Origin of the sequence: Bradyrhizobium ganzhouense, assembly GCF_049949285.1 — a bacterium.
GTDB classification, from domain to species: Bacteria; Pseudomonadota; Alphaproteobacteria; order Rhizobiales; family Xanthobacteraceae; genus Bradyrhizobium; species Bradyrhizobium ganzhouense.
The window spans coordinates 1,355,856-1,375,687 of record NZ_CP181318.1 but is presented as its reverse complement, the minus strand read 5'-3'; the positions used below and the strand labels follow the sequence as shown (position 1 = coordinate 1,375,687).

Here is a 19,832-nt window from a genome sequence, read left to right as displayed (position 1 = left end):
TCATGAGCGCGCCATTCGTTCTGGCCGTTCCCTCCAAGGGTCGCCTCCAGGAAAACACCGAGGCCTTCTTCGCCCGTGCCGGGCTGAAACTGTCGAAGGCCGGCGGCGCCCGCGATTATCGCGGCACGCTTGCAGGCCTCGACAATGTCGAGGTCGCCTATCTCTCGGCAAGCGAGATCGCATCGCAACTCGCCCGCGGCTTCGCGCATCTTGGCGTCACCGGCGAAGACCTGGTGCGCGAGAATATCGCCGACGCCGACAAGCACGTGTCGCTGATCGACGGGCTCGGCTTCGGCTATGCCGACGTCGTGGTCGCGGTGCCGCAGGCCTGGATCGACGTCCGCACCATGGCGGATCTCGACGACGTCACCACCGGCTTCCGCGAGCAGCATCACATGCGGATGCGGGTCGCGACCAAGTTCGTCAACCTCACCCGCGCCTACTTCCAGAGTCACGGCATCACCGATTACCGCATCGTCGAGAGCGCAGGCGCAACTGAGGGCGCGCCGGCGGCCGGCAGCGCCGAGCTGATCGTCGACATCACCACGACAGGTGCGACGCTCGCCGCCAATGGCTTGCGGGTGCTCGACGACGGCGTGATCCTGCGCAGCCAGGCCAATCTGGTCGCCTCAAAGGAGGCCGACTGGTCGCCGCAGGCCCGCGAGACCGCCCGCGTCATCCTCGACCACATCGCCGCCCGGGCCCGGGCCAACAAGTACCGCGAGGTCCGGACCCGCTTCCGGCAATGCGATGCCGCCCTGCTCGCTGAGGCCCACAGCCGTTTCGGCGTCGAGGCTCCGTTCGGCGGGCCGACCTCGTCGGGCATGCTCACGCTGCACTGCCCGCCCGGACAGCTCTATGCGCTTGCGAGCTTCCTGCGCGAACATGGCGCCGAGACCGTCTCGGTGGTCTCGCTCGACTACGTGTTCGACCGGGAGAACCCGCTGTTTGCCAAGCTCGAGGCGTTCCTGCGGCAGTGAGCCTCAGGTCCGTTCAGCGTAGCGACAGCAAACAGCAGCTACCATATGCTGTTGAGATGATTTCGACGCCTCTGGAACCTTGATCGATGACGCTGGGCTCTGACGTTTCCGCCCTGACCACCACCGCAGCGAGTGCCGCCGCGAAGGGGCTGTCGATTGTCGTCCCCGTCTATAACGAGGCGGCGGGCCTCGCCGTCCTGCACCAGCGCATCTGCGATATCGCCAAGACCTTGCGGCAACGCTACCGCCTTGCCTGCGAGGTCGTTTATGTCGACGACGGCAGCGCGGATGCGACCCTGTCGGTCGCGCGCTCGCTGCCGGCAGACGCGATCGACGTCCAGGTGGTGTCGCTCTCGCGCAATTTCGGCAAGGAGGCTGCGCTCATGGCCGGCCTCGACCACGCCCGCCTCGGCGCGGTCATGTTCATGGACGGCGACGGCCAACACCCGCCTGATCTCGTCGAGCAGCTGGTGCGGCACTGGATCGAGGACGGCTATGACGTCGTCTATACCGCCAAGGCCCATCGCGACAACGAGCCCTTCCTGCGCCGCGTTGCCGTGCACGGCTTCTACGCGCTGATCAACTGGGGCGCACGCCAGAAGATCCCGGAGGATGCCGGTGACTTCCGCCTGCTGTCGCCCCGCGCGGTCACGGCGCTGAGGCAACTGCCGGAGCGCAACCGCTTCTTCAAGGGGCTCGCGAGCTGGATAGGCTTCCGTCAGATCCGCGTAGACTACGAGCCCGCGCCGCGCGTCCACGGCGTGACGACCTTCAGCGCCGCGCGCCTGCTGGGTCTGTCGATCGAAGGCGTGACCTCGTTCTCGGTCGCACCGCTGCGCTTCGCCAGCCTGCTCGGCGTCATCCTCGCCGGCGTCGCCTTCCTGTTCGGCCTCTCGATCCTCTGGGAGGTCTTCACGACCGGCAAACAGGTGCCGGGCTATCCATCGCTCGTGGTCGGCCTGATGACGATCGGCGGCGTGCAGCTCATCATGATCGGCATCGTCGGCGAATATATCGGCAAGATCCTCTCGGAGCTGAAGGCGCGTCCGATCTACTTCGTCGCCGAACATAGCGAAAAGCATTTTGAAGCCGACAAGGCCGGCGACGCAGCCAACAGGACCGCAGCCGAATGAGCCCGGCGGCAGTGCCGCAGCCGATCTGGCTTTGCGCCGACGATTACGGCATCAGCCCGGGTGTCAACCGTGCCATCCGCGACCTGATCGAGCGTGGCCGCCTCAACGCGACCTCGGTGATGATGGTGGGCCCCGCGATCGAGCATGGCGAGATCGATACGCTCCAGGCCGCCGCGAAGACGAGCCCGCGCTGCGCGATCGGATTGCACGTGACGCTGTCGGCGCCGTTCCGCCCCCTCACCATGCATTTCCGGCCGCTCGACGGCGACATGTTCATGGCCTTTCCAAAATTGCTGCGCGCCGGACTTCTGCGGCGGCTCGACCGCGAATTCTTCCGCAACGAGGTGCGAGCGCAGCTGGCCGCCTTCGCGGAAGCCTTCGGCCGCGCGCCCGATTTCGTCGATGGCCATCAGCACGTGCAGCTGTTTCCGCAGGTGCGCGACGGCTTCGTCGATGCCGTCAGCGAGGCAGCGCCCAACGCGTGGGTGCGCCAGGGCGGACGCGACCTGCCGCTGGCGCGGCGGCTGGCTTCACCAAAGGCAATGGTGCTCGATATCCTCAGCGCACAATTCCGTCGCCGCGCGGTGCGTGCCGGTCTTGCGTTCAATCCCGCCTTTGCCGGCGCCTATGATTTCACGCGCGCGGCCGATTTCGGCGATCTGATGCGGCAGTTCCTGGAAGGTCTCCCCAAGGGTGGCCTCGTGATGTGCCATCCCGGCTTCGTCGACGAGGTCCTCACCGGCCTCGACCCGATGACGGATGTCAGAGAACGCGAGCATGCCTATCTCGCCAGCGACGCCTTCGCGCAGCTTCTGGCGGCCAGCCACATGACACTGGGATGAAACCGGCGAAAGCCGGGTCGCGAGGCAGTCGGTCGCATACCGAAATTTAATCCGGCCGCCACTGTTGGGGCCACAATGGAACCCTACATGCCGCTTGCGCTTGTTTCGCGCGAGGGAGACAGACCATGACGCCGCAGGAACGCCAACTCGTCGACGAGCTTTTCGACCGGCTTTCGAAACTGGAAAATGCACCGCGCGATCCCGACGCGATCGCCGCGATTTCGGACGGCTTACGCAAGGCACCGGGCGCAGTCTATGCGCTGGTGCAGACCACACTGCTGCAGGACGAAGCGCTGAAGCGCGCGCATAACCGGATCCAGGAGCTGGAAGCGGCCCATGCGCCGGAGCAGCCGCAGTCCGGCGGCTTCCTCGACACCATGCGCGACACGCTGTTCGGCTCGAGCCCGTCGCGCGGCTCGGTTCCGAACGTGCCGCCGCGTGACTCCCGGCCGGTCTGGAACAGCGGCCAGGCGATGCAGCAGGCCCAGCCGGGCTACGGCCAGCCGCCTTATGGTCAGGCTTACGGACAGGGTCAGGGTTATGGCCAAGGCTACGGCGCACCGCCGGCCGGCGGTGGCGGCGGCTCGTTCCTGGGCACGGCAGCGGCGGCCGCGGCCGGTGTGGTCGGCGGATCGCTGCTGCTCTCCAGCATCCGCGGCATGATGGGTGGCGGATCGCATCAGGCCTTTGGCGACTCCAATGCGCTCGGCGACCGCAGCCCGTGGGCTGGCGACCAGTCCGGCGGCTCGCTCGCCCGCGATGCCGGCCTCGACGACATCGGGTCGAACCGGGATTCCCGTCAAGGCTTCACCGACCAGGCGTCGAACGACGACCAGAACAACAACGATCAGAACTACGGTGACGATCACGACGATAATATCGACCTCGCCGACGATAGTGACTTCGGCGGCAACGACGACGGCGGCAGCGACTACGCCTGAGCAAGTCCGATCCGCAAAGAAAAACGGCCGCCAGATCAGCGGCCGTTTTGTCTCTAGCGGCGGTCAGCCGCCCCAGTACGGATAGGGATTGCTGTTGTATTCGACCGGCGCCGAGTACGGGACCGGGCGAGGAACATAGGCAAAGCCCTCAGCCGCGCGCGGCGTGAGCCGGGGGGCGAAGGCCTGGCCGGCATGGGCGACATGGCGCCGATGATGCACGGTCCCCGCACTAGCCGAGGCGGTCAGGGCGACGAGAACACCCAAAGCCAAGATCGTACGCATCGCATTGCTCCAAGATGAGTAGCTATGCGTATGACATAGGACCAGGGCTTTACCGCCCCAATCCGCCGCTCCGTCACGACTGCTCACTTCTGCGGCATCATTGATGCCGCAGGCCCTCACATCACAACGACCTTGGTTCCGACATTGACGCGGCCATAGAGGTCGATGACGTCCTCATTGCGCATGCGGATGCAACCGGAGGAGACGTTGGTGCCGATGGTCCAGGGCTCGTTGGAGCCGTGGATGCGGTAGAGCGTGGAGCCCAGATACATCGCACGCGCGCCGAGCGGGTTTTCCGGGCCGCCCTCCATGTGCCGCGGCAGATCGGGGCGGCGGGCGATCATTTCCGCCGGCGGGGTCCAATCCGGCCATTCGCGCTTGGCCGTGATCGACTTCACGCCGCTCCAGGTGAAGCCCTCGCGTCCGACGCCGATGCCGTAGCGCATCGCCCGGCCGTTGCCCTCGACGAGATAGAGAAACTTGTTGTTGGAATCGACCACGATCGTGCCGGCACTTTCCTTGCCGCTATAGTCAACAAGCTGTTTCTCGAATTTCGGGTCGAACGGACGCTGCCGCGGATCGACCGCCTCCTGCTGGAGAGCTGCGCCTTGCTGATATCCGCCCTGCATCTGCGGCTCGCCCATCGGCGGCAGGCGGCGTGGATCGTTGTAGCCGGGCTGCTGCTGATAGATCGACTGCTGCGGCGCATAGGCCGGACCGCGGCCGGGCCCATCGCCGAACAGGAACTCGATGAAGCCGCCGCCCATATTGGCATTGGAGGCGACGCGCACCGGCGCCGGGGTGCCACGCGGCTGATAGAGCACCGCGGGCGGATCGTTCGGCACCGTATTGTCGAAGGCGCTGGCGCGATCGGCGCCGGCAATGAAGGCGCAAGCGCTGCCGAGCAGCGCGACAGACATTTTCTTGAACATCGACGTACTCTGTACTGTTTCGTCTAGTTGCATTCGCCGCCGAACGCGTTGGCTGTTCGCGTCCTCGACGTGGTCAATAAAGAGCAAACTCCGTTTCGTTTGGTAAACGTATCGGGCGTTTCGATTCACCACGTCGCGATCGGCGCGGCAATTTGGCGATCAGCGTTTATTTTCGATGAAGGGCGAAGCCTCATGGTTAATCGCCCGTTTGCATGCCGTCGCGCGCGGCCGCGCAACAGTTCCAGCCGTGAACCTCGTGTTAAATTGCTTCTGCCTACAAAGACGCGTGAGTGAGGTGGGGGGAGTTCCTGATGGCTATTCACCGCAAACGTTTTCGTGTCGAGGACATCGCCGGTGGCGAGATGCCGATTCTTGACGTAACTGAAGAGGCAGGCCCGATGCATAGCGAGATTATGGCGGAGCTGCGCGCGATCCGCGCACAGATGGCAAAGGGCGCGGCGCCCTTGACCGGCAGCGCAGCCCTGGCGGCGATCGACGCCTCCACGACCCAGGAGCTTTCCGACGCACGCACGATGCTCGAGACCTATCGGGCCCAGATCGAGCAGTGCGAGAAGCTGAAGGTCGAGCTCGACCTCATCCATGACGCCATCGACCGCACCAAGCGCGAGATCGCGACCCTGCACGGCAAGAGCTTCGACGGCGGCGAGATGGCCAAGGTCAATGGCGAGCTCGGCGCGGTGGTCGGCGGTACCGAACAGGCGACCCAGCAGATCCTCGAAGCCGCCGAGTCGATCGACCAGGCGGCCTCCGCGCTCGGCAAGGTCGACTCGGTCGACCAGCAGAAGCGCCTCGCCGACGACATCCAGGAGCGCGTCATCTCGATCTTCGAGGCCTGCAACTTCCAGGACCTGACCGGCCAGCGCATCAGCAAGGTCATGACCACGATGAAGTTCATCGAGCAGCACATCAATGCGATGATGGACATCTGGGGTGGCGTCGACGCGATCAAGTCCCACGTGCCGGCGCAGGTCGACACCCGCAGCGAGGACGACAAGCTGCTCAACGGCCCGAAGCTCGCCGGCGACGTCGGCCACGCCTCGCAGGACGACATCGACGCGCTGTTCGACTAAGCGAGCGCGACACAGAGACAAACAAAACGCCGGCACGAGCCGGCGTTTTTTATTGTCTTCGCGGTTAGGCCGAAAGCCGGATCACGCCCTTGGCGCGCAGCGGACGTAGACCATGTTGCCGTAGCGGGTAGCCGCGTCCTTGTCGACGAAGCGGGTGATCATGACGCGGCCGTCGAAGGAGACGATCTCGCGGTCCTGCTCGCCCGGCGTCGGGCCTGAGGGGCCGATATAATTCTTGCCGCCCGGCGAGCCCTTCAGCCGCAGTTCCTGCGGCGTCGCTTGGTCGGCGAGATGCATGACCACGCCGCCGGACGTTCCGGCGCCGATCACGTAAGGATTCTTGCACTGGGCCCGTGCGGCCGCCTCGGTGCGGGCGCGGTCAGCCGGGTTCTGGAACGAGGCGAGGCCCCAGCGGCCGACGATCTCGTCGGCGCGGATCGAGGCCGGCATTTCCGGCGCGACGCCGGGCTCGGTCTCGGCCGCCGGCTGGGACGAGGAGAAGGACGGCAGGCTCATGCCGCCGCCGCAGGCGCCGAGCAGCAGCGCAAGGCAAGAGGCGGCCGCCAGATTGGCAAACGTGCGCGCGTGAGCTGAACTGATCATGGCATTCCCCCGAACAAGACCACGGCCGCAACCCTCCCGCAGCCAAGCGTAAAACCGCCGCCAGAGCAATGACGTCCTAATATACGCCCGCGCCGGAATCGAGTTTCCGTAGACACCATCCTATATCCGCCTCACCAATCGCTTAACCACCTTTGCTTGACAGGATCGCAGCCAAGCCATATTTCCGGACGCACTATTAGCACTCGGAAAGACCGATTGCTAAGCGCACCGTTTGATCCTCGGGCAGAGGGTGGACGGGAGCGCCGCCCTCACCCACTTCCGCTGCTTTCAGAAAACCCAGCCTCCAAAGGGAAACGTCATGGCTAAGTCCAAATTTCGTCCGCTGCATGACCGTGTCGTGGTCAAACGTATCGATGCCGAGGAAAAGACCAAGGGCGGCATCATCATCCCCGACACCGCCAAGGAAAAGCCGTCCCAGGGCGAAGTCGTCGCCGTCGGCCCCGGCGGCCGCGACGAGGCTGGCAAGCTGATCCCGATCGACCTCAAGGTCGGCGACCGCGTGCTGTTCGGCAAGTGGTCGGGCACCGAGGTCAAGATTGACAACGAAGATCTCCTGATCATGAAGGAGTCGGACATCATGGGCGTGATGGCCTAAGGCCAGACGCCTGAACGGCCGCTGAATGCCATGCCCGGATCATCAGGTCCGGGCATCCATCATTCCCGCCGCACAGCATTAAACTAGACACATCACGATATAACAGGGATTGCAGACCATGGCTGCCAAAGACGTCAAGTTTTCCGGAGACGCGCGCGATCGCATGCTGCGCGGCGTCGACATTCTCGCCAACGCCGTCAAGGTGACGCTCGGCCCGAAGGGCCGCAACGTCGTCATCGAGAAGTCGTTCGGCGCACCCCGCATCACCAAGGACGGCGTCACCGTCGCCAAGGAGATCGAGCTCGAGGACAAGTTCGAGAACATGGGCGCCCAGATGCTGCGTGAGGTCGCCTCCAAGACCAACGACCTCGCCGGCGACGGCACCACCACCGCGACCGTGCTGGCCCAGGCCATCGTGCGCGAAGGCGCCAAGGCGGTTGCCGCCGGCATGAACCCGATGGACCTCAAGCGCGGCATCGATACCGCGGTTGCCGCCGTGGTCAAGGACATCGAGAAGCGCGCCAAGCCGGTTGCTGCCTCCTCCGAGGTCGCCCAGGTCGGCACCATCTCGGCCAACGGCGACGCCGCCATCGGCAAGATGATCGCCCAGGCGATGCAGAAGGTCGGCAACGAGGGTGTCATCACCGTCGAGGAAAACAAGTCGCTCGACACCGAAGTCGATATCGTCGAGGGCATGAAGTTCGACCGCGGCTATCTGTCGCCATACTTCGTCACCAACCCCGAGAAGATGACCGCCGAGCTCGAGGACGCCTACATCCTCCTGCACGAGAAGAAGCTCTCCGGCCTGCAGGCCATGCTGCCGGTGCTGGAAGCCGTGGTGCAGTCGGGCAAGCCGCTCGTCATCATCGCCGAGGACGTCGAGGGCGAGGCGCTGGCGACCCTGGTCGTCAACCGTCTGCGTGGCGGCCTCAAGGTCGCCGCCGTCAAGGCGCCGGGCTTCGGCGATCGCCGCAAGGCCATGCTGGAAGACCTCGCGATCCTGACCGGCGGTCAGCTGATCTCGGAAGATCTCGGCATGAAGCTGGAGAACGTCACGGTGAAGATGCTGGGTCGTGCCGGTAAGGTCGTGATCGACAAGGAGAACACCACGATCGTCAAGGGCGCCGGCAAGAAGCCGGAGATCGAGGCCCGCGTCGGCCAGATCAAGGCCCAGATCGAGGAGACCACCTCGGACTACGACCGTGAGAAGCTCCAGGAGCGTCTCGCCAAGCTCGCGGGCGGCGTCGCGGTGATCCGCGTCGGCGGCGCGACCGAGATCGAGGTCAAGGAGAAGAAGGACCGCGTCGAGGACGCGCTCAACGCCACCCGCGCCGCGGTGCAGGAAGGCATCGTCCCCGGCGGCGGCGTGACGCTGCTGCGCGCCAAGAAGGCGGTCGGCCGTCTCACCAACGCCAATGCCGACGTGCAGGCCGGCATCAACATCGTGCTGAAGGCGCTGGAAGCTCCGATCCGCCAGATCTCGGAGAATGCCGGCGTGGAGGGCTCGATCGTTGTCGGCAAGATCCTCGAGAACAAGTCCGAGACCTTCGGCTTCGACGCCCAGACCGAGGACTATGTCGACATGATCGAGAAGGGCATCATCGATCCCGCCAAGGTGGTGCGCACCGCGCTGCAGGACGCCTCCTCCGTGGCCGGCCTGCTGGTGACCACCGAGGCCATGGTCGCCGAAGCGCCGAAGAAGGACGCCCCGCCCGCACCGGGCGGCGGCGGCATGGGCGGCTTCTAAGCCCATCCTCACCTGACAGTGTTGCGAAGGCCGCCTCCGGGCGGCCTTCTTTTTTGCCGACACTGGCCTGCGCTTCAACCGGCGGCCAAAACCCACTACGGTGGCGCCCGATTCTAGTCGTTCGAGGATTTCGTCGATGCGCGCGCTTCTGGTTTGTTCGACCGCCCTTTTGGCCGCTCTGCTTGCCGTTTCGCCCGAGGTCGCCTCTGCCCAGATGAAGCTGTCGCCGAAGGCCGCGGCGCCAGGCGGCATGGAAACGCGCTATTTCACCTCGATCGACGGCCTGATGGACGGCAATGCCGACGTGATCCTGAAGGAGACGCGGCAGGGCAAGACGGTCACCGCGGCGGTGCTCGACGTCTGCTACCCCGTCGCCAAGAACTCCGACCGCAAGGACCGCTTCGTCGTCAATCTCCAGATCGCGGGCCAGACGCTGAGCGGAACGACCTCGAGCCTCGGCGCGAAGGCGCCGGTCACCGTCAAGCTCACGCGCAAGCCAACGGGCGACACCTTCGAGTTCCGCGGCCAGATCGGCATCGGCCAGACCGTGACCGAGGTGACCTCGCCCGACAATGCCGATCTCAGCGAGAAGGAATTTCTGGACAACCAGACCACCGATGACGGCATCACGCCCCAGCCGAAGGATTTTACCGAAGTCTCGCCCGAAGCAATCGCGGTCAAGGTCAAGCTGGATAACGCGACCGAGTTCCTGAAGAGCCTCAAGGGCCAGGACGTCGAGGTGACGCTGGCAAGTCTCTCCGTCGGCTGCGACGCGCTGCGCGCCGGCGAGCAGACCATCAACATGTCGGTCGATCCGGAACGCTCGGCCGCGCTGCTCGCCAAATTCAAGGCGATGCCGGGTGTCACGGCCGTCGGCTGGACCGCCGGGCTCGCCGAGATGGACCGCACCATCCGCATCCCCGCCGCCGACTGGCGCGACGGCGACAAGATCAACCGCGACAAGCTCGCCACCGCAATTGCTGGCGTGCTGAGCAAGACGCTCGCGGCCAAGCCGGCCTCACAGAGCTTCAGCCCCAGCACCGGCAAGCTCAAGCTCGTCTTCAAGCGGCCGAACCAGGATTTCCCGGCGCTCGATCTCACCGACACGATCGAGGTCTCGGGCCTCGTCTCCGCCGACAAGCCGGGGACGACCGACAGACTGATGGTCTGGATCGGCAGCCCCTCGACCACGACCGCCGATGAGAGCAGCGGCGCAAAGCTCAACGTGTCGGACGAGGCGACGGCCGACGAGGAAGGCGACCAGCCCGACGACAACGGCTCGATCGAGGCGCTCGCCAAGGAGCTGAAGGGCCAGCGCTGGGACGCCGACAAGTCGGTGTGGAAGTAGGCTTTCGTGCCCCGGACGCAGCGCCATAGCGCGTCGAAGACGCGCGTGAACGCGCTTTAGGCGACGCGAGCCGGGGCCCAGAAGCCTCAAAGCGAAATTGTGGATAGATTCTGGGTCCCGGCTCTGCGGCGCATCGCTTGCGCGCTGCGCCTTGTCCGGGACACGAGAGCAGTGCTTACCAGACGCTAATTCCCGTTGGCGCGAAAGCGCAGCGGCTTCGGGCCGGTCAGGGTGAGCACGTCGCCCTGACGCTTCCAGGTCTCGACGGCGGCGAGAGCGGCGACGAGATCGTCATCGGCCTGGGCCTTTGCCGGCGGACAGGAACGATCCTGAATGGCGCCGGGAACGAAAATCACGGTGTTGCCGGCCACCGAGAATTGTCCCTTGCCGCCCTTGCACCAGAGCTCGAGCACGACCTCGCCATTGTCACCGATCTCGATGTTCGGAATTCGTTTCGAGCCGGGCTGCGGCACGGCCTCCAGCGTCATCTCGGTGCCGAAGGGAAAGCCCTCTTCCGCGCGCGCAACGGCGGACATCACAAGCAACGCAACTGCCGCACACACCATCTGCTTCAACGATTCCATGAGACCTCTCGACCGACCCGCTTTGCGGCGTCTTTTATAAGACGGCAAAGCCTTTGAGAAGGTTCGCCGATTCAAGCCACAAAAATCCCCGCGGGACGAGCCCGCGGGGTTTTGCGTCGAAGCCGGGCGTCGCCTGCTACTTCAGGACGAGCTCCGTGAACGGATAGACATAGGCTTGCAACGTCACGAACACACCGACGAGGCAGGCCAGCACGATCGAATGCCAGAACACGAAGCGCAGGATCGTGCCTTCGTGGCCGTACCAATTGGTCGCGGTGGAGGCGACGACGATCGACTGCGCGTCGATCATCTTGCCCATCACGCCGCCGGACGAGTTCGCCGCCGCCATCAGGATCGGCGACAGGCCGAGCTGCTGGGAGGTGATCTTCTGGAGGTTGCCGAACAGGATGTTCGACGACGTATCCGATCCGGTCAGCGCCACGCCCAACCAGCCGAGCAGCGTGCCGAAGAAGGGATAGAACACGCCGGTTGCGGCAAAGGCGAGACCGAGCGTCGCATCGACGCCGGAGAGGCGCGTCAGCGTGCCGATCGCGAGCATCGCCGAGATCGTGATCAGCGAGATCGCGCAGAGCCGGATGGTGCGGCCATATTCAACCAGCAGCCTGCCGGGACCGACGCCCATCAGGAAGCCGGAGATGATCGCCGCAATCAGCATGCCCGTGCCGGTGAAGGACAGATAGGTAAAGCCGAACACCGCCGCTTCCTTGGTCGGCCCCGGCGCGACCGGCGGCATCTTGTTGATCATCTGATGCAGCTCGGGAACGGCGTAGTTCCAGGTGAAGATCCCGTTCGCCCAGGTCTTGAAGGCACCATTGCCCCAGATCAGCATCACGACGCAGACGATGATCCATGGCAACAACGCGCTGAAGAGCTCGCTTTGCGTCAGCGGCGTCTTATCGAGCGGCTTTGCCTTCGCCATCGTCGCCGCCGATTCATCATGTCCACGCAGCGCCGGCGACAGCCAGAGTTGCTTCGGCTGCCAAACCTTCAGGAACAGGATCAGCGCGCCCATCGAGATCAGCGACGCACCGATGTCGACGATCCAGGGATTGACGTAGTTCGAGATCACGAATTGCGGGACCGCGAACGATACGCCGGTAACGAGGATCGCCGGCCAGATGTCCTTCATGCCCTTCCAGCCCGCGAACGCCCACACCACCCAGAACGGCACGATCAGAGAGAACAGCGGCAATTGCCGTCCAACCATCGCGCCCAGGATGTAGGGATCGAGCCCGGTGACGGAGGCGAGGCCCTGGATCGGCGTGCCCAGTGCGCCGAAGGCGACAGGCGCAGTGTTGGCGATCAGCGACAGGCCGGAGGCCGCAAGCGGCGAGAAGCCGAGGCCGATCAGCACGGCGCCGGTGATCGCCACCGGCGTGCCGAAGCCCGAGGCGCCCTCGAAGAAAGCGCCGAACGAAAACGCGATCAGCAGCAATTGCAGCCGCCGGTCCTCGGTGACGCCGCCGACTGCGCGCTTCAACAGTTCGAACCGCCCGGTCGTCACCGTCACCTGGTAGAGGAAGATGACGTTGAGAACGATCCAGCCGATCGGGAAGAAGCCGGTCACGATGCCGAGGATGGAGGCGCGGATCGACATGTTCACCGGCATGGTGAAAACGAAAATCGTGATCAGGTTGGTCACGATCACGGCGACGATTGCTGCGATGTGAGCCTGAACGCGCCCGCTCGCGATCAGGACCAGAAGCGTGACGACAGGTATCGCCGCCGCGATCGTCGACAGCACGGGGCTGTGCAGCGGATCATAGATTTGATTCCACATGGTCTTCCTCCCCCACGCGTTTATGTGGCAGGCCGACCAGCGTGGGCGGCGGACCTGCTTGACGTTGGAAGCGATAACCCCCGAGTTGGATGCGAATTCCTCGCGAAAGCCGCGGGTTCCCGCCTGCTCACAAGCTCGCGAAAATTCGGAGGCCCCCACCCCACGCCGTTGTGCCCATGCTAGGGTTGCAAGCCGCGGCTAGCCAACGCAAATTGCAGAACTTGCGACTTTAGTCTAAGCGCACCCCATTTCTGCCATGGCCTCAGCCGCTTGGCCCCAGGGCCGCTGTGCATATCCGTCAGGAGATCCCCCTCTGTGAAGAACATCAGCGCCACGCTCGCGACCGTCTGGCGAATCGCCGGTCCCTATTTCCGATCAGAGGACAAATGGGCGGGCCGCGGCCTGCTCGGCGTCGTCGTCGCAATGGAGCTGGCGCTCGTCGCGATCAATGTGCTGCTCAATCAGTGGCAGAACCGGTTCTACAGCGCTCTTCAGGCCTACGATCTGAACGAGTTCGTCATGCAGGTCTGGATCTTCCTCGGCCTTGCCTTCACCTACGTCGCGCTGGCCGTTTACAAGCTTTACCTGAACCAGTGGCTGCAGATCCGCTGGCGGCGATGGATGACGCAACACTATCTCGGCGAATGGCTCGACGGCGCCACGCATTACCGCATGCAGCTGAAGGGCGACGCCGCCGATAACCCGGACCAGCGTGTCACCGAGGACGTCACGAACTTCGTCGAGCAAACGCTCGCCCTAGGTCTCGGCCTGCTGTCGTCCGTCGTGACGCTGGCGTCGTTCATCGTCATCCTCTGGGGTCTGTCGAACAGGGCGCCCCTGCACATCTACGGCACCGATATCGTCATCCCGGGTTTCCTGGTCTGGTGCGCGCTGGCCTACGCGCTCCTGGGTACGGCACTGACGCACTGGATCGGCGCGCCGCTCATCAATCTTTATTTCGAGAAGCAGCGCTACGAGGCCGACTTCCGTTTCAACCTGATCCGCGTGCGCGAAAATTCCGAGCAGATTGCGCTCTTGAAAGGAGAGAGCGCGGAGCGAGGTCATCTCCTTCAGCGCTTCGGCTCCGTCATTGCCAACTGGTATGCGATCATGAGCCGGACCAAGCGCCTCACCGCCTTCACGGCGAGCTATGGTCAGGCTGCGACGATCTTTCCCTATGTGGTGGTCGCGCCCGCCTACTTCGCCAAGAGCATCCAGCTCGGCGACATGATGCAGACCGGCTCGGCCTTCGGCCAGGTGCAGGATGCGCTGTCCTTCTTCGTTACGGCCTATCGAACGATCGCGGAGTGGCGTTCGATCGTCGCGCGTCTCGACGGCTTCGAGATGTCGGTCGATAGCGCGGCAAACCTGCCGGCGCATGAGGCCACGATCGAGCTCAGGGCGGCCGGCGGCAGCCGCAATATCGGCCTCGAGAAGCTCTGCGTGTATCTCCCCAACGGCACGCCGCTGGTCGCAGCCGACGGCTTCGCCATCCAGGCGCCGGAGCGCGTGCTCGTGACCGGGCCGTCGGGCTCCGGCAAGTCGACCCTGTTCCGCGCCATCGCCGGCATCTGGCCGTTCGGCACCGGCAGCATCGTCATCCCCGCCCAGGCGAAGCTGATGATGCTGCCGCAACGCCCCTATTTCCCGGTCGGCGCGCTGGGTGACGCCGTGATCTATCCCGCAGCGCCCGGCGCATTCCAGGCAGCCGAAATCCGCGACGCGGTGATATCAGTCGGCCTGCCCGACCTCGCCGATCGGCTCGGCGAGGTCGGCCACTGGAACCGGATGCTGTCGCTCGGCGAGCAGCAGCGCCTCGGGCTTGCCCGCGCGCTGCTGCACGCGCCTGACTATCTGTTCCTCGACGAGGCCACCGCCTCGCTCGACGAACCGTCCGAGGCGCGGCTGTACCGGCTGCTGGCGGAGAAGTTGCCGCAGGCCACCATCGTCTCGATCGGCCACCGCGCGACGCTCGACGCCTTCCACACCCGCAAGGTGTCGATGGTGAAGGACGGCGCGATCCACGTGCTGGGCAATGACGGGGCGCCGGCCGAGCCGGAGCCGAGCACGGCGCGCTGAAGAGGAGCTGTGAACCTTCGGTGCCGCCCGGGCTTGTCCCGCCTGCGAGGCCGAAGCCTCTTCGGCGAGGCGAAGGCCCGGGCATCCACTTTCTTCGCTCCGCGCGGCCAAGACGTGGATGGCCGGGACATAGGCGAGCGGAAGCGACGCCGTCCTTCAGACGGCTATGCCCGGCCATGACGACCTTGTGGAGCAGCCATCAGTTCAACAGCTAATTTGGCACCCAAAACAAAAGGGCGGCAGATTGCTCTGCCGCCCTTGTTAGTCGTCTCGGGACAAATCTTACTTCAGGTTGCTCATCGCCGTCAGGTCGAACGACAGCTTGGCGATACCCGCCGAGCCGCACCAGTTGGAGCCAGCGCCGCCCGGATTGATCGGGGTGACGTTGGTGGTGCCAGTGGCGTTGAAGGCGCTGGTGAAGGCGTTGCAATCACCCTTGTTCAGGTCGGTGCCGGAGTAACGCAGGTCCAGCGTGAACACCTTGTAGGTGAAGCCGACGCCGACATTCCAGGTGTTGTAGTCCTTGTAAGGGATGCCGTTGGCGAAGACGGTGCCCGGACCGGTGCCGTAGAAGGCATCCGAGGTGCCGAACCACTGACGGCCGAACTCACCCGACACATACATGCCGACGCCCGAAGCACCGAAGGTGGTGCTCGGCGCGGTCCACTTCGCGGTCAACGAAGCGTAGTTGCCCCAAGCGCCCGAATTCAGGAAGTTCGGCGAGTAGTACTCGTTCACGCCGACGGCCCAGTTGTCGTTGATGGTGTAATTCAGCTTGCCGTAGACTTCGAAGAAGCTGACGTCCTTCTTCATGACGTTGCCGTCGGCAAGGAAAATGGTCGTGGTGCTGACGGGGCAGACGCCGCCGCCGGGAATGCCGCCCGTGAGCGTGTTGTCGGCGCAGCTTCCGCCCGGATACAGGTAGCCCCAGACGCCGATGTCGAACGCGAAGGCGCCGAAGGTCGGGCGGATACCGCCGTAGACGTCGACTTCCGCCGCAGCCCGGTTGGCGAAGGAGATGCTCTCAGCCGACACGCCGGCGTACAGCTGGAAGTCCTTGTTGACGTTGTAGCGGGGCTCGAAATAGGCGGCGACCGACGGCTTGTGGTTCGACTGGGTCACGCCGCGGAAGATGTAGTCGCTCATGATCGCGCCGCCGAAGGCGACATCCCAGGGATCGAACGCGGGCGCCGGAGGAGCCTTCACAGCCTTCAAGGGCATGTCCGCCGCGAACGCCGAACCCGTCACCATTGCCAGCGCCGTTGCCAACAAAGTCACTTTCTTCATTTCGATCCCCATCACCAGTTCCACCCAGTCGGATTCCCGGAAGCCCCCCGGGGTGTGCGACCTATCTGCAAAATTGCGTTACAGCGGCAATTTGAAGGGAGGGGCGTAAAGCGAGAAGCAAAAAACAAGAGCATTTGCCGACTTTTTGGGCGTTCTGGCGATTCCACGAAAGGTTGTCAGCCGGTGTTGCTTCTCGATCACATTATTTTCACTGCAAAGTGCACAGAGCCGTCCGGGATACTACGGAGCCCGGCGGCACCGTGACGCGCGCGCTACGAATCAGCTGACTCAAAAAAGGGCAGCCCCCCGGCAACCGGAGCGGCGATGCAAAAAGGCCGCAGCGTCACCGCTGCGGCCTTCCTGTTCTCGATCATGGTCGCAGAGATGGACCGGCCTTTGGGCTGAGCTTGGCTCTAACCTTGGGCCACCCCCTTAGACCTAACCCTGCCCTTCGGCCGGCGTGGGTTCCGCAGAAGACGAAGGCATCGCCCAGCTCGTCTCGGCGGCAGGCTCGGGTGCCGGTGCTGCCACCGGAGCTGCCGGCTTCGGCGCGGGAGCTGCCTTCGCCTTCTTCGGTGCTACTGTCTTGGTGGCTGCCTTGGCCGCCTTCTTCGGCGATGCTTTCTTCACGGCCTTCTTGGCCGCAGCCTTCTTTGCCGTCTTCTTGGCAGCCTTCTTCGGCGCAGCCTTCTTGGCCGATTTCTTCGCAGCCTTCTTGGCCGCCTTCTTCTTCGTCGCCTTCTTCGCCGCTACAACCTTCTTGGCCTTCTTGGCCTTCTTGCTTTTCTTTTTGCTCGCTTTCGCCATCGTGGTCCTCCTGTTGCCGCCGAACAATGGTCGATCGGGCGCCTTCAGCCGTCACCTGGGACGAAAGCTCAGCTCGACGAATTCAATGCCGGCCGCGACCCGCCCGTAGCCCAATCGAGAAGCTCAATCGTGTGTACGACCGGAACTGACGTGCCACTGGCAATCTGCACCATGCAGCCGATATTGCCCGCGGCAATCATGTCCGGCTTGACGCTTGCGATGTTGGCGACCTTGCGATCGCGCAACCTGCCCGCAAGCTCGGGCTGGAGAATGTTGTAGGTCCCCGCCGAACCGCAACACAAATGGCTCTCAGGCACATCTTTCACCACGAATCCATTCTTGGAAAGCAATTCTTTCGGAAGGCCCGTGATTTTCTGCCCATGCTGCAGCGAACACGCAGAGTGATAGGCGACGACGATGTTGTCTTGTCGCGCAGCGGGTTCGAGTCCGAGGCCGGCGACGTATTCGGTGATGTCCTTCGCAAGCGCGGACACCTTCGCCGCATCGGCTGCGAACGCGCCGTCCTCGCGCAGCAGATAGCCGTAGTCCTTGATCACCGTGCCGCAGCCGGACGCCGTCACCAGGATGGCATCGAGCCCCTCGCCGGCGGCCTCCTTCTGCCACGCCGTGACGTTGGCGCGGGCCCGGCCCAGCGCGTCATCGTCGTGACCGAGGTGATGGGTGAGCGCGCCGCAGCATTGCTCGTCCCTGACCAGGACGACCTCGATGCCGTGGCGGGTCAGAAGGCTGATGGCGGCCTGGTTGATGCGCGGCGCCAGCACCTGCTGGGCGCAGCCCTGGAGCAGCGCGACCCGGCCGCGCTTCTTGCCAAGCGCTGTGAACACGCTGCCCGGAAGCGCGCCCCGGGCCGGCAACCGGCCCGGGGCCAGCGCCAGCATCGCCTTGAGGCGCTGGATCAGGCCGGGCGTGGCGGAGGGCCGCGGGGTCGGCAGGAAGACAGCAAGGGGCCGGGCCAGCTGAGCCAGCCGCATGCTGATGCGAAACCGCTTGGGGTCGGGCAGGACGAAGGCCAGCACCTGCCGCAACAGCCGCTCGGCAAGCGGTCGCTGATAACGCTGCTCGATCCTGACACGGGCCTGATCGACGAGGTGCATGTAGTTCACCCCGGAGGGGCAGGTCGTCATGCAGGACAGGCACGACAGGCAGCGGTCGACATGCTTGACCACCTCGGCCGTCGGCGCCCGGTCCTTTTCCAGCATCTCCTTGATCAGATAGATGCGGCCGCGCGGGCTATCGAGCTCGTCGCCGAGCAGGACATAGGTCGGGCAGGTCGCCGTGCAGAAGCCGCAATGAACACAAGCGCGCAGGATCTTGTCGGCTTCCGCGATGTCGGGGTCGGCGAGCTGTGCGAGTGAGAATTCGGTCTTCATTCAGCAAGCGCCCCGCGTCAGACGTCCCCGGTTCAGAATGGACTTCGGATCGAAACTGGCGCGGACCCGTTCGCTCAGGGCGGCGACACCCGGCGCTTGCGGATGGAACACGTCGACGCTGCGCCTGACGTCCTCGGCGGCCCGGATCAGCGTGGCATGCCCGCCGAGCGCATTGGTCCGCTGGCGCACGGCCGGGGCATGTGCGTCGGCCTTCGGCGGCAGCGCCGCCCAGATCAGCCCGCCGCCCCAGTCGTAGATGACGTCGCCCCCGGTCTCGCGCGCCAATTGCGTGCCGAGCGCCGCGCCCGACGCCGGCGGACAGACGATCCGCCACACCGGCCAGGCGCCAAGCGCGCCGGTGGCGGCGAACGGCAGCACGTCGCGGATAGTGGCCCATAGCGTGGATGACGCTGCATCCTCGATCAGGGTTGCGGTTCCGAACGGCGCCAGCAATTCGCGGAGCGAGCCGGCGCGATGGGCGGCGGAGGCCGTAATGCCCTCGAGCCGCAGCACCGTCAGCGCCTCGCCCTGGCCGGCGATATCGCCAAGCCCATCTGTCCTGGCGCGGACGGCCGATTTCGGCAGATGCGCGGCGGCGGAGACGTCGAAGGGCGAGCCGAGCGCCGCGGTCATCGCCTGGTTGGCGGCGGCATCGTCCAGCCCGCGCAGCAGCAGTGTCCGCTCGGCTTCGGGCTTCGGCATCACCTTCAGCGTCACTTCGGTCATCACCGACAGCGTGCCCCAGGACCCGGAAAGGAGCTTGCAGAGATCGTAGCCGGTGACGTTCTTCACCACCTTGCCGCCGGTCTTGAAGCTGTCGCCGAAGCCGGAGACGGCATGCGCCCCCAGGAGATGGTCGCGCGCCCCGCCCGCCTTGATCCGGCGCGGGCCGGCGAGGCCCGCGGCGATCATGCCGCCGATGGTGCCTGATACGGGCGTGCCAAGCAGCGGGGCGGTGTTCATCGGCTCGAAGGCGAATTGCTGGTTCTTGGCATCGATCAGCGACAGCACGTCGGCCAGCGGCGCGCCGGCCTGAAGCGTGACGATGAGCTCGTTGGGTTCGTAGGAGGTGACCGCATTCAGCGCGGAGACGTCGAGCACGGCATTGGTCGCCATCGCGTGCCCGATGCTGCGCTTGCTGCCATGGCCGATGATCTCGAGCGGCTGCTCATTGGCAATCGCCGCGCGCACCACCTCTTCGACGTCTTTGGCGTCTCTGACCTTGAGCGTATCCACGGGAAAAGGCGGTAGCGAAATTCGCCGCCGAAATCAAATGTGACGTGACGCCCCGCGTCCCTCGCCAACGCGTTCGGGACCCGCCACGGGCGACAATGACGCTTCGATCACGATCGAAGCGTTCACGACATC

18 protein-coding genes are annotated in these 19,832 nt (G+C 64.8%); 9 read left to right on the top strand and 9 right to left on the bottom strand.

The window, feature by feature from the left end; genetic code table 11:
- The first annotated feature begins 2 nt into the window (after window positions 1-2).
- From hisG to ACLFLU_RS06420, 4 genes are all read left to right on the top strand, one after another.
- Entirely contained in the window at window positions 3-980 is a 978-nt protein-coding gene (hisG, locus tag ACLFLU_RS06435) for an ATP phosphoribosyltransferase (protein ID WP_426411477.1), read from the top strand.
- Window positions 981-1,066: 86 nt separating this feature from the next.
- Complete coding sequence (locus ACLFLU_RS06430; protein ID WP_426411476.1) at window positions 1,067-2,113, top strand: glycosyltransferase family 2 protein; 1,047 nt, start codon at window positions 1,067-1,069, stop codon at window positions 2,111-2,113.
- The gene (locus ACLFLU_RS06425; RefSeq protein ID WP_426411475.1) at window positions 2,110-2,955 is read left to right on the top strand and encodes a ChbG/HpnK family deacetylase; all 846 of its coding nucleotides are present in this window, start codon (window positions 2,110-2,112) and stop codon (window positions 2,953-2,955) included. Before ACLFLU_RS06430 ends, ACLFLU_RS06425 begins: the two co-directional genes overlap by 4 nt.
- Window positions 2,956-3,080: 125 nt before the next feature.
- Window positions 3,081-3,896 carry a DUF2076 domain-containing protein gene (locus tag ACLFLU_RS06420; RefSeq protein ID WP_426411474.1) on the top strand — a complete coding sequence of 272 codons (816 nt, stop codon included), beginning with the start codon at window positions 3,081-3,083 and terminating at the stop codon, window positions 3,894-3,896.
- A gap of 63 nt (window positions 3,897-3,959) precedes the next feature.
- On the opposite strand, the gene ACLFLU_RS06415 is transcribed toward ACLFLU_RS06420, so the two are convergent.
- Entirely contained in the window at window positions 3,960-4,178 is a 219-nt protein-coding gene (locus ACLFLU_RS06415) for a hypothetical protein (RefSeq protein ID WP_426411473.1), read from the bottom strand.
- 116 nt (window positions 4,179-4,294) lie between these two features.
- A complete protein-coding gene (locus ACLFLU_RS06410; protein WP_426411472.1) occupies window positions 4,295-5,110 on the bottom strand; it encodes a L,D-transpeptidase family protein in 816 nt (271 codons plus the stop codon).
- Between the two features lie 311 nt (window positions 5,111-5,421).
- Here ACLFLU_RS06410 and ACLFLU_RS06405 point away from each other — a divergent pair, with 311 nt between their 5' ends.
- The gene (locus tag ACLFLU_RS06405) at window positions 5,422-6,201 is read left to right on the top strand and encodes a protein phosphatase CheZ (protein ID WP_426411471.1); all 780 of its coding nucleotides are present in this window, start codon (window positions 5,422-5,424) and stop codon (window positions 6,199-6,201) included.
- Window positions 6,202-6,282: 81 nt separating this feature from the next.
- Here ACLFLU_RS06405 and ACLFLU_RS06400 read toward each other — a convergent pair whose 3' ends face one another.
- The gene (locus tag ACLFLU_RS06400; RefSeq protein WP_426411470.1) at window positions 6,283-6,804 is read right to left on the bottom strand and encodes a hypothetical protein; all 522 of its coding nucleotides are present in this window, start codon (window positions 6,802-6,804) and stop codon (window positions 6,283-6,285) included.
- A 319-nt stretch (window positions 6,805-7,123) separates the two neighbouring features.
- On the opposite strand from ACLFLU_RS06400, the gene ACLFLU_RS06395 reads away from it, so the two are divergent.
- From ACLFLU_RS06395 to ACLFLU_RS06385, 3 genes are all read left to right on the top strand, one after another.
- On the top strand, window positions 7,124-7,420 hold the full coding sequence (locus tag ACLFLU_RS06395) for a co-chaperone GroES (RefSeq protein WP_254134456.1): 297 nt from the start codon (window positions 7,124-7,126) through the stop codon (window positions 7,418-7,420).
- A gap of 118 nt (window positions 7,421-7,538) precedes the next feature.
- Complete coding sequence (groL, locus tag ACLFLU_RS06390; RefSeq protein WP_426411469.1) at window positions 7,539-9,167, top strand: chaperonin GroEL; 1,629 nt, start codon at window positions 7,539-7,541, stop codon at window positions 9,165-9,167.
- A 136-nt stretch (window positions 9,168-9,303) separates the two neighbouring features.
- Window positions 9,304-10,515 (top strand): hypothetical protein, encoded by a 1,212-nt coding sequence (locus tag ACLFLU_RS06385; protein WP_426411468.1) that lies wholly within the window; start codon window positions 9,304-9,306, stop codon window positions 10,513-10,515.
- Between the two features lie 185 nt (window positions 10,516-10,700).
- On the opposite strand, the gene ACLFLU_RS06380 is transcribed toward ACLFLU_RS06385, so the two are convergent.
- Together ACLFLU_RS06380 and ACLFLU_RS06375 are read right to left on the bottom strand one after the other, a co-directional pair.
- Window positions 10,701-11,099, bottom strand: a complete 399-nt coding sequence (locus tag ACLFLU_RS06380; RefSeq protein ID WP_426411467.1) for an META domain-containing protein — start codon at window positions 11,097-11,099, stop codon at window positions 10,701-10,703.
- A gap of 136 nt (window positions 11,100-11,235) precedes the next feature.
- A complete protein-coding gene (locus ACLFLU_RS06375) occupies window positions 11,236-12,900 on the bottom strand; it encodes an L-lactate permease (RefSeq protein WP_426411466.1) in 1,665 nt (554 codons plus the stop codon).
- A 315-nt stretch (window positions 12,901-13,215) separates the two neighbouring features.
- On the opposite strand from ACLFLU_RS06375, the gene ACLFLU_RS06370 reads away from it, so the two are divergent.
- Window positions 13,216-14,979, top strand: a complete 1,764-nt coding sequence (locus tag ACLFLU_RS06370) for an ABC transporter ATP-binding protein/permease (protein WP_426411465.1) — start codon at window positions 13,216-13,218, stop codon at window positions 14,977-14,979.
- 282 nt (window positions 14,980-15,261) lie between these two features.
- On the opposite strand, the gene ACLFLU_RS06365 is transcribed toward ACLFLU_RS06370, so the two are convergent.
- The 4 genes from ACLFLU_RS06365 to ACLFLU_RS06350 form a co-directional block, all read right to left on the bottom strand.
- Complete coding sequence (locus tag ACLFLU_RS06365; RefSeq protein WP_426411464.1) at window positions 15,262-16,266, bottom strand: TorF family putative porin; 1,005 nt, start codon at window positions 16,264-16,266, stop codon at window positions 15,262-15,264.
- Window positions 16,267-16,704: 438 nt separating this feature from the next.
- Window positions 16,705-17,073, bottom strand: coding sequence for a histone (locus ACLFLU_RS06360; RefSeq protein WP_426411463.1), 369 nt, complete (start codon window positions 17,071-17,073; stop codon window positions 16,705-16,707).
- Between the two features lie 68 nt (window positions 17,074-17,141).
- Window positions 17,142-18,464 carry a glycolate oxidase subunit GlcF gene (gene glcF, locus ACLFLU_RS06355; RefSeq protein ID WP_426411462.1) on the bottom strand — a complete coding sequence of 441 codons (1,323 nt, stop codon included), beginning with the start codon at window positions 18,462-18,464 and terminating at the stop codon, window positions 17,142-17,144.
- Window positions 18,465-19,700 carry an FAD-binding protein gene (locus ACLFLU_RS06350; protein WP_426411461.1) on the bottom strand — a complete coding sequence of 412 codons (1,236 nt, stop codon included), beginning with the start codon at window positions 19,698-19,700 and terminating at the stop codon, window positions 18,465-18,467. It lies immediately after the preceding gene.
- Window positions 19,701-19,832 lie beyond the last annotated feature (132 nt).

Bases quoted from the DNA above. Each gene is read 5' to 3' on its own strand.
- hisG (WP_426411477.1), top strand. From the start codon at position 3: ATGAGCGCGCCATTCGTTCTGGCCGTTCCCTCCAAGGGTCGCCTCCAG.
- ACLFLU_RS06430 (WP_426411476.1), top strand. From the start codon at position 1,067: ATGACGCTGGGCTCTGACGTTTCCGCCCTGACCACCACCGCAGCGAGT.
- ACLFLU_RS06425 (WP_426411475.1), top strand. From the start codon at position 2,110: ATGAGCCCGGCGGCAGTGCCGCAGCCGATCTGGCTTTGCGCCGACGAT.
- ACLFLU_RS06420 (WP_426411474.1), top strand. From the start codon at position 3,081: ATGACGCCGCAGGAACGCCAACTCGTCGACGAGCTTTTCGACCGGCTT.
- ACLFLU_RS06415 (WP_426411473.1), bottom strand. From the start codon at position 4,178: ATGCGTACGATCTTGGCTTTGGGTGTTCTCGTCGCCCTGACCGCCTCG.
- ACLFLU_RS06410 (WP_426411472.1), bottom strand. From the start codon at position 5,110: ATGTTCAAGAAAATGTCTGTCGCGCTGCTCGGCAGCGCTTGCGCCTTC.
- ACLFLU_RS06405 (WP_426411471.1), top strand. From the start codon at position 5,422: ATGGCTATTCACCGCAAACGTTTTCGTGTCGAGGACATCGCCGGTGGC.
- ACLFLU_RS06400 (WP_426411470.1), bottom strand. From the start codon at position 6,804: ATGATCAGTTCAGCTCACGCGCGCACGTTTGCCAATCTGGCGGCCGCC.
- ACLFLU_RS06395 (WP_254134456.1), top strand. From the start codon at position 7,124: ATGGCTAAGTCCAAATTTCGTCCGCTGCATGACCGTGTCGTGGTCAAA.
- groL (WP_426411469.1), top strand. From the start codon at position 7,539: ATGGCTGCCAAAGACGTCAAGTTTTCCGGAGACGCGCGCGATCGCATG.
- ACLFLU_RS06385 (WP_426411468.1), top strand. From the start codon at position 9,304: ATGCGCGCGCTTCTGGTTTGTTCGACCGCCCTTTTGGCCGCTCTGCTT.
- ACLFLU_RS06380 (WP_426411467.1), bottom strand. From the start codon at position 11,099: ATGGAATCGTTGAAGCAGATGGTGTGTGCGGCAGTTGCGTTGCTTGTG.
- ACLFLU_RS06375 (WP_426411466.1), bottom strand. From the start codon at position 12,900: ATGTGGAATCAAATCTATGATCCGCTGCACAGCCCCGTGCTGTCGACG.
- ACLFLU_RS06365 (WP_426411464.1), bottom strand. From the start codon at position 16,266: ATGAAGAAAGTGACTTTGTTGGCAACGGCGCTGGCAATGGTGACGGGT.
- ACLFLU_RS06360 (WP_426411463.1), bottom strand. From the start codon at position 17,073: ATGGCGAAAGCGAGCAAAAAGAAAAGCAAGAAGGCCAAGAAGGCCAAG.
- glcF (WP_426411462.1), bottom strand. From the start codon at position 18,464: ATGAAGACCGAATTCTCACTCGCACAGCTCGCCGACCCCGACATCGCG.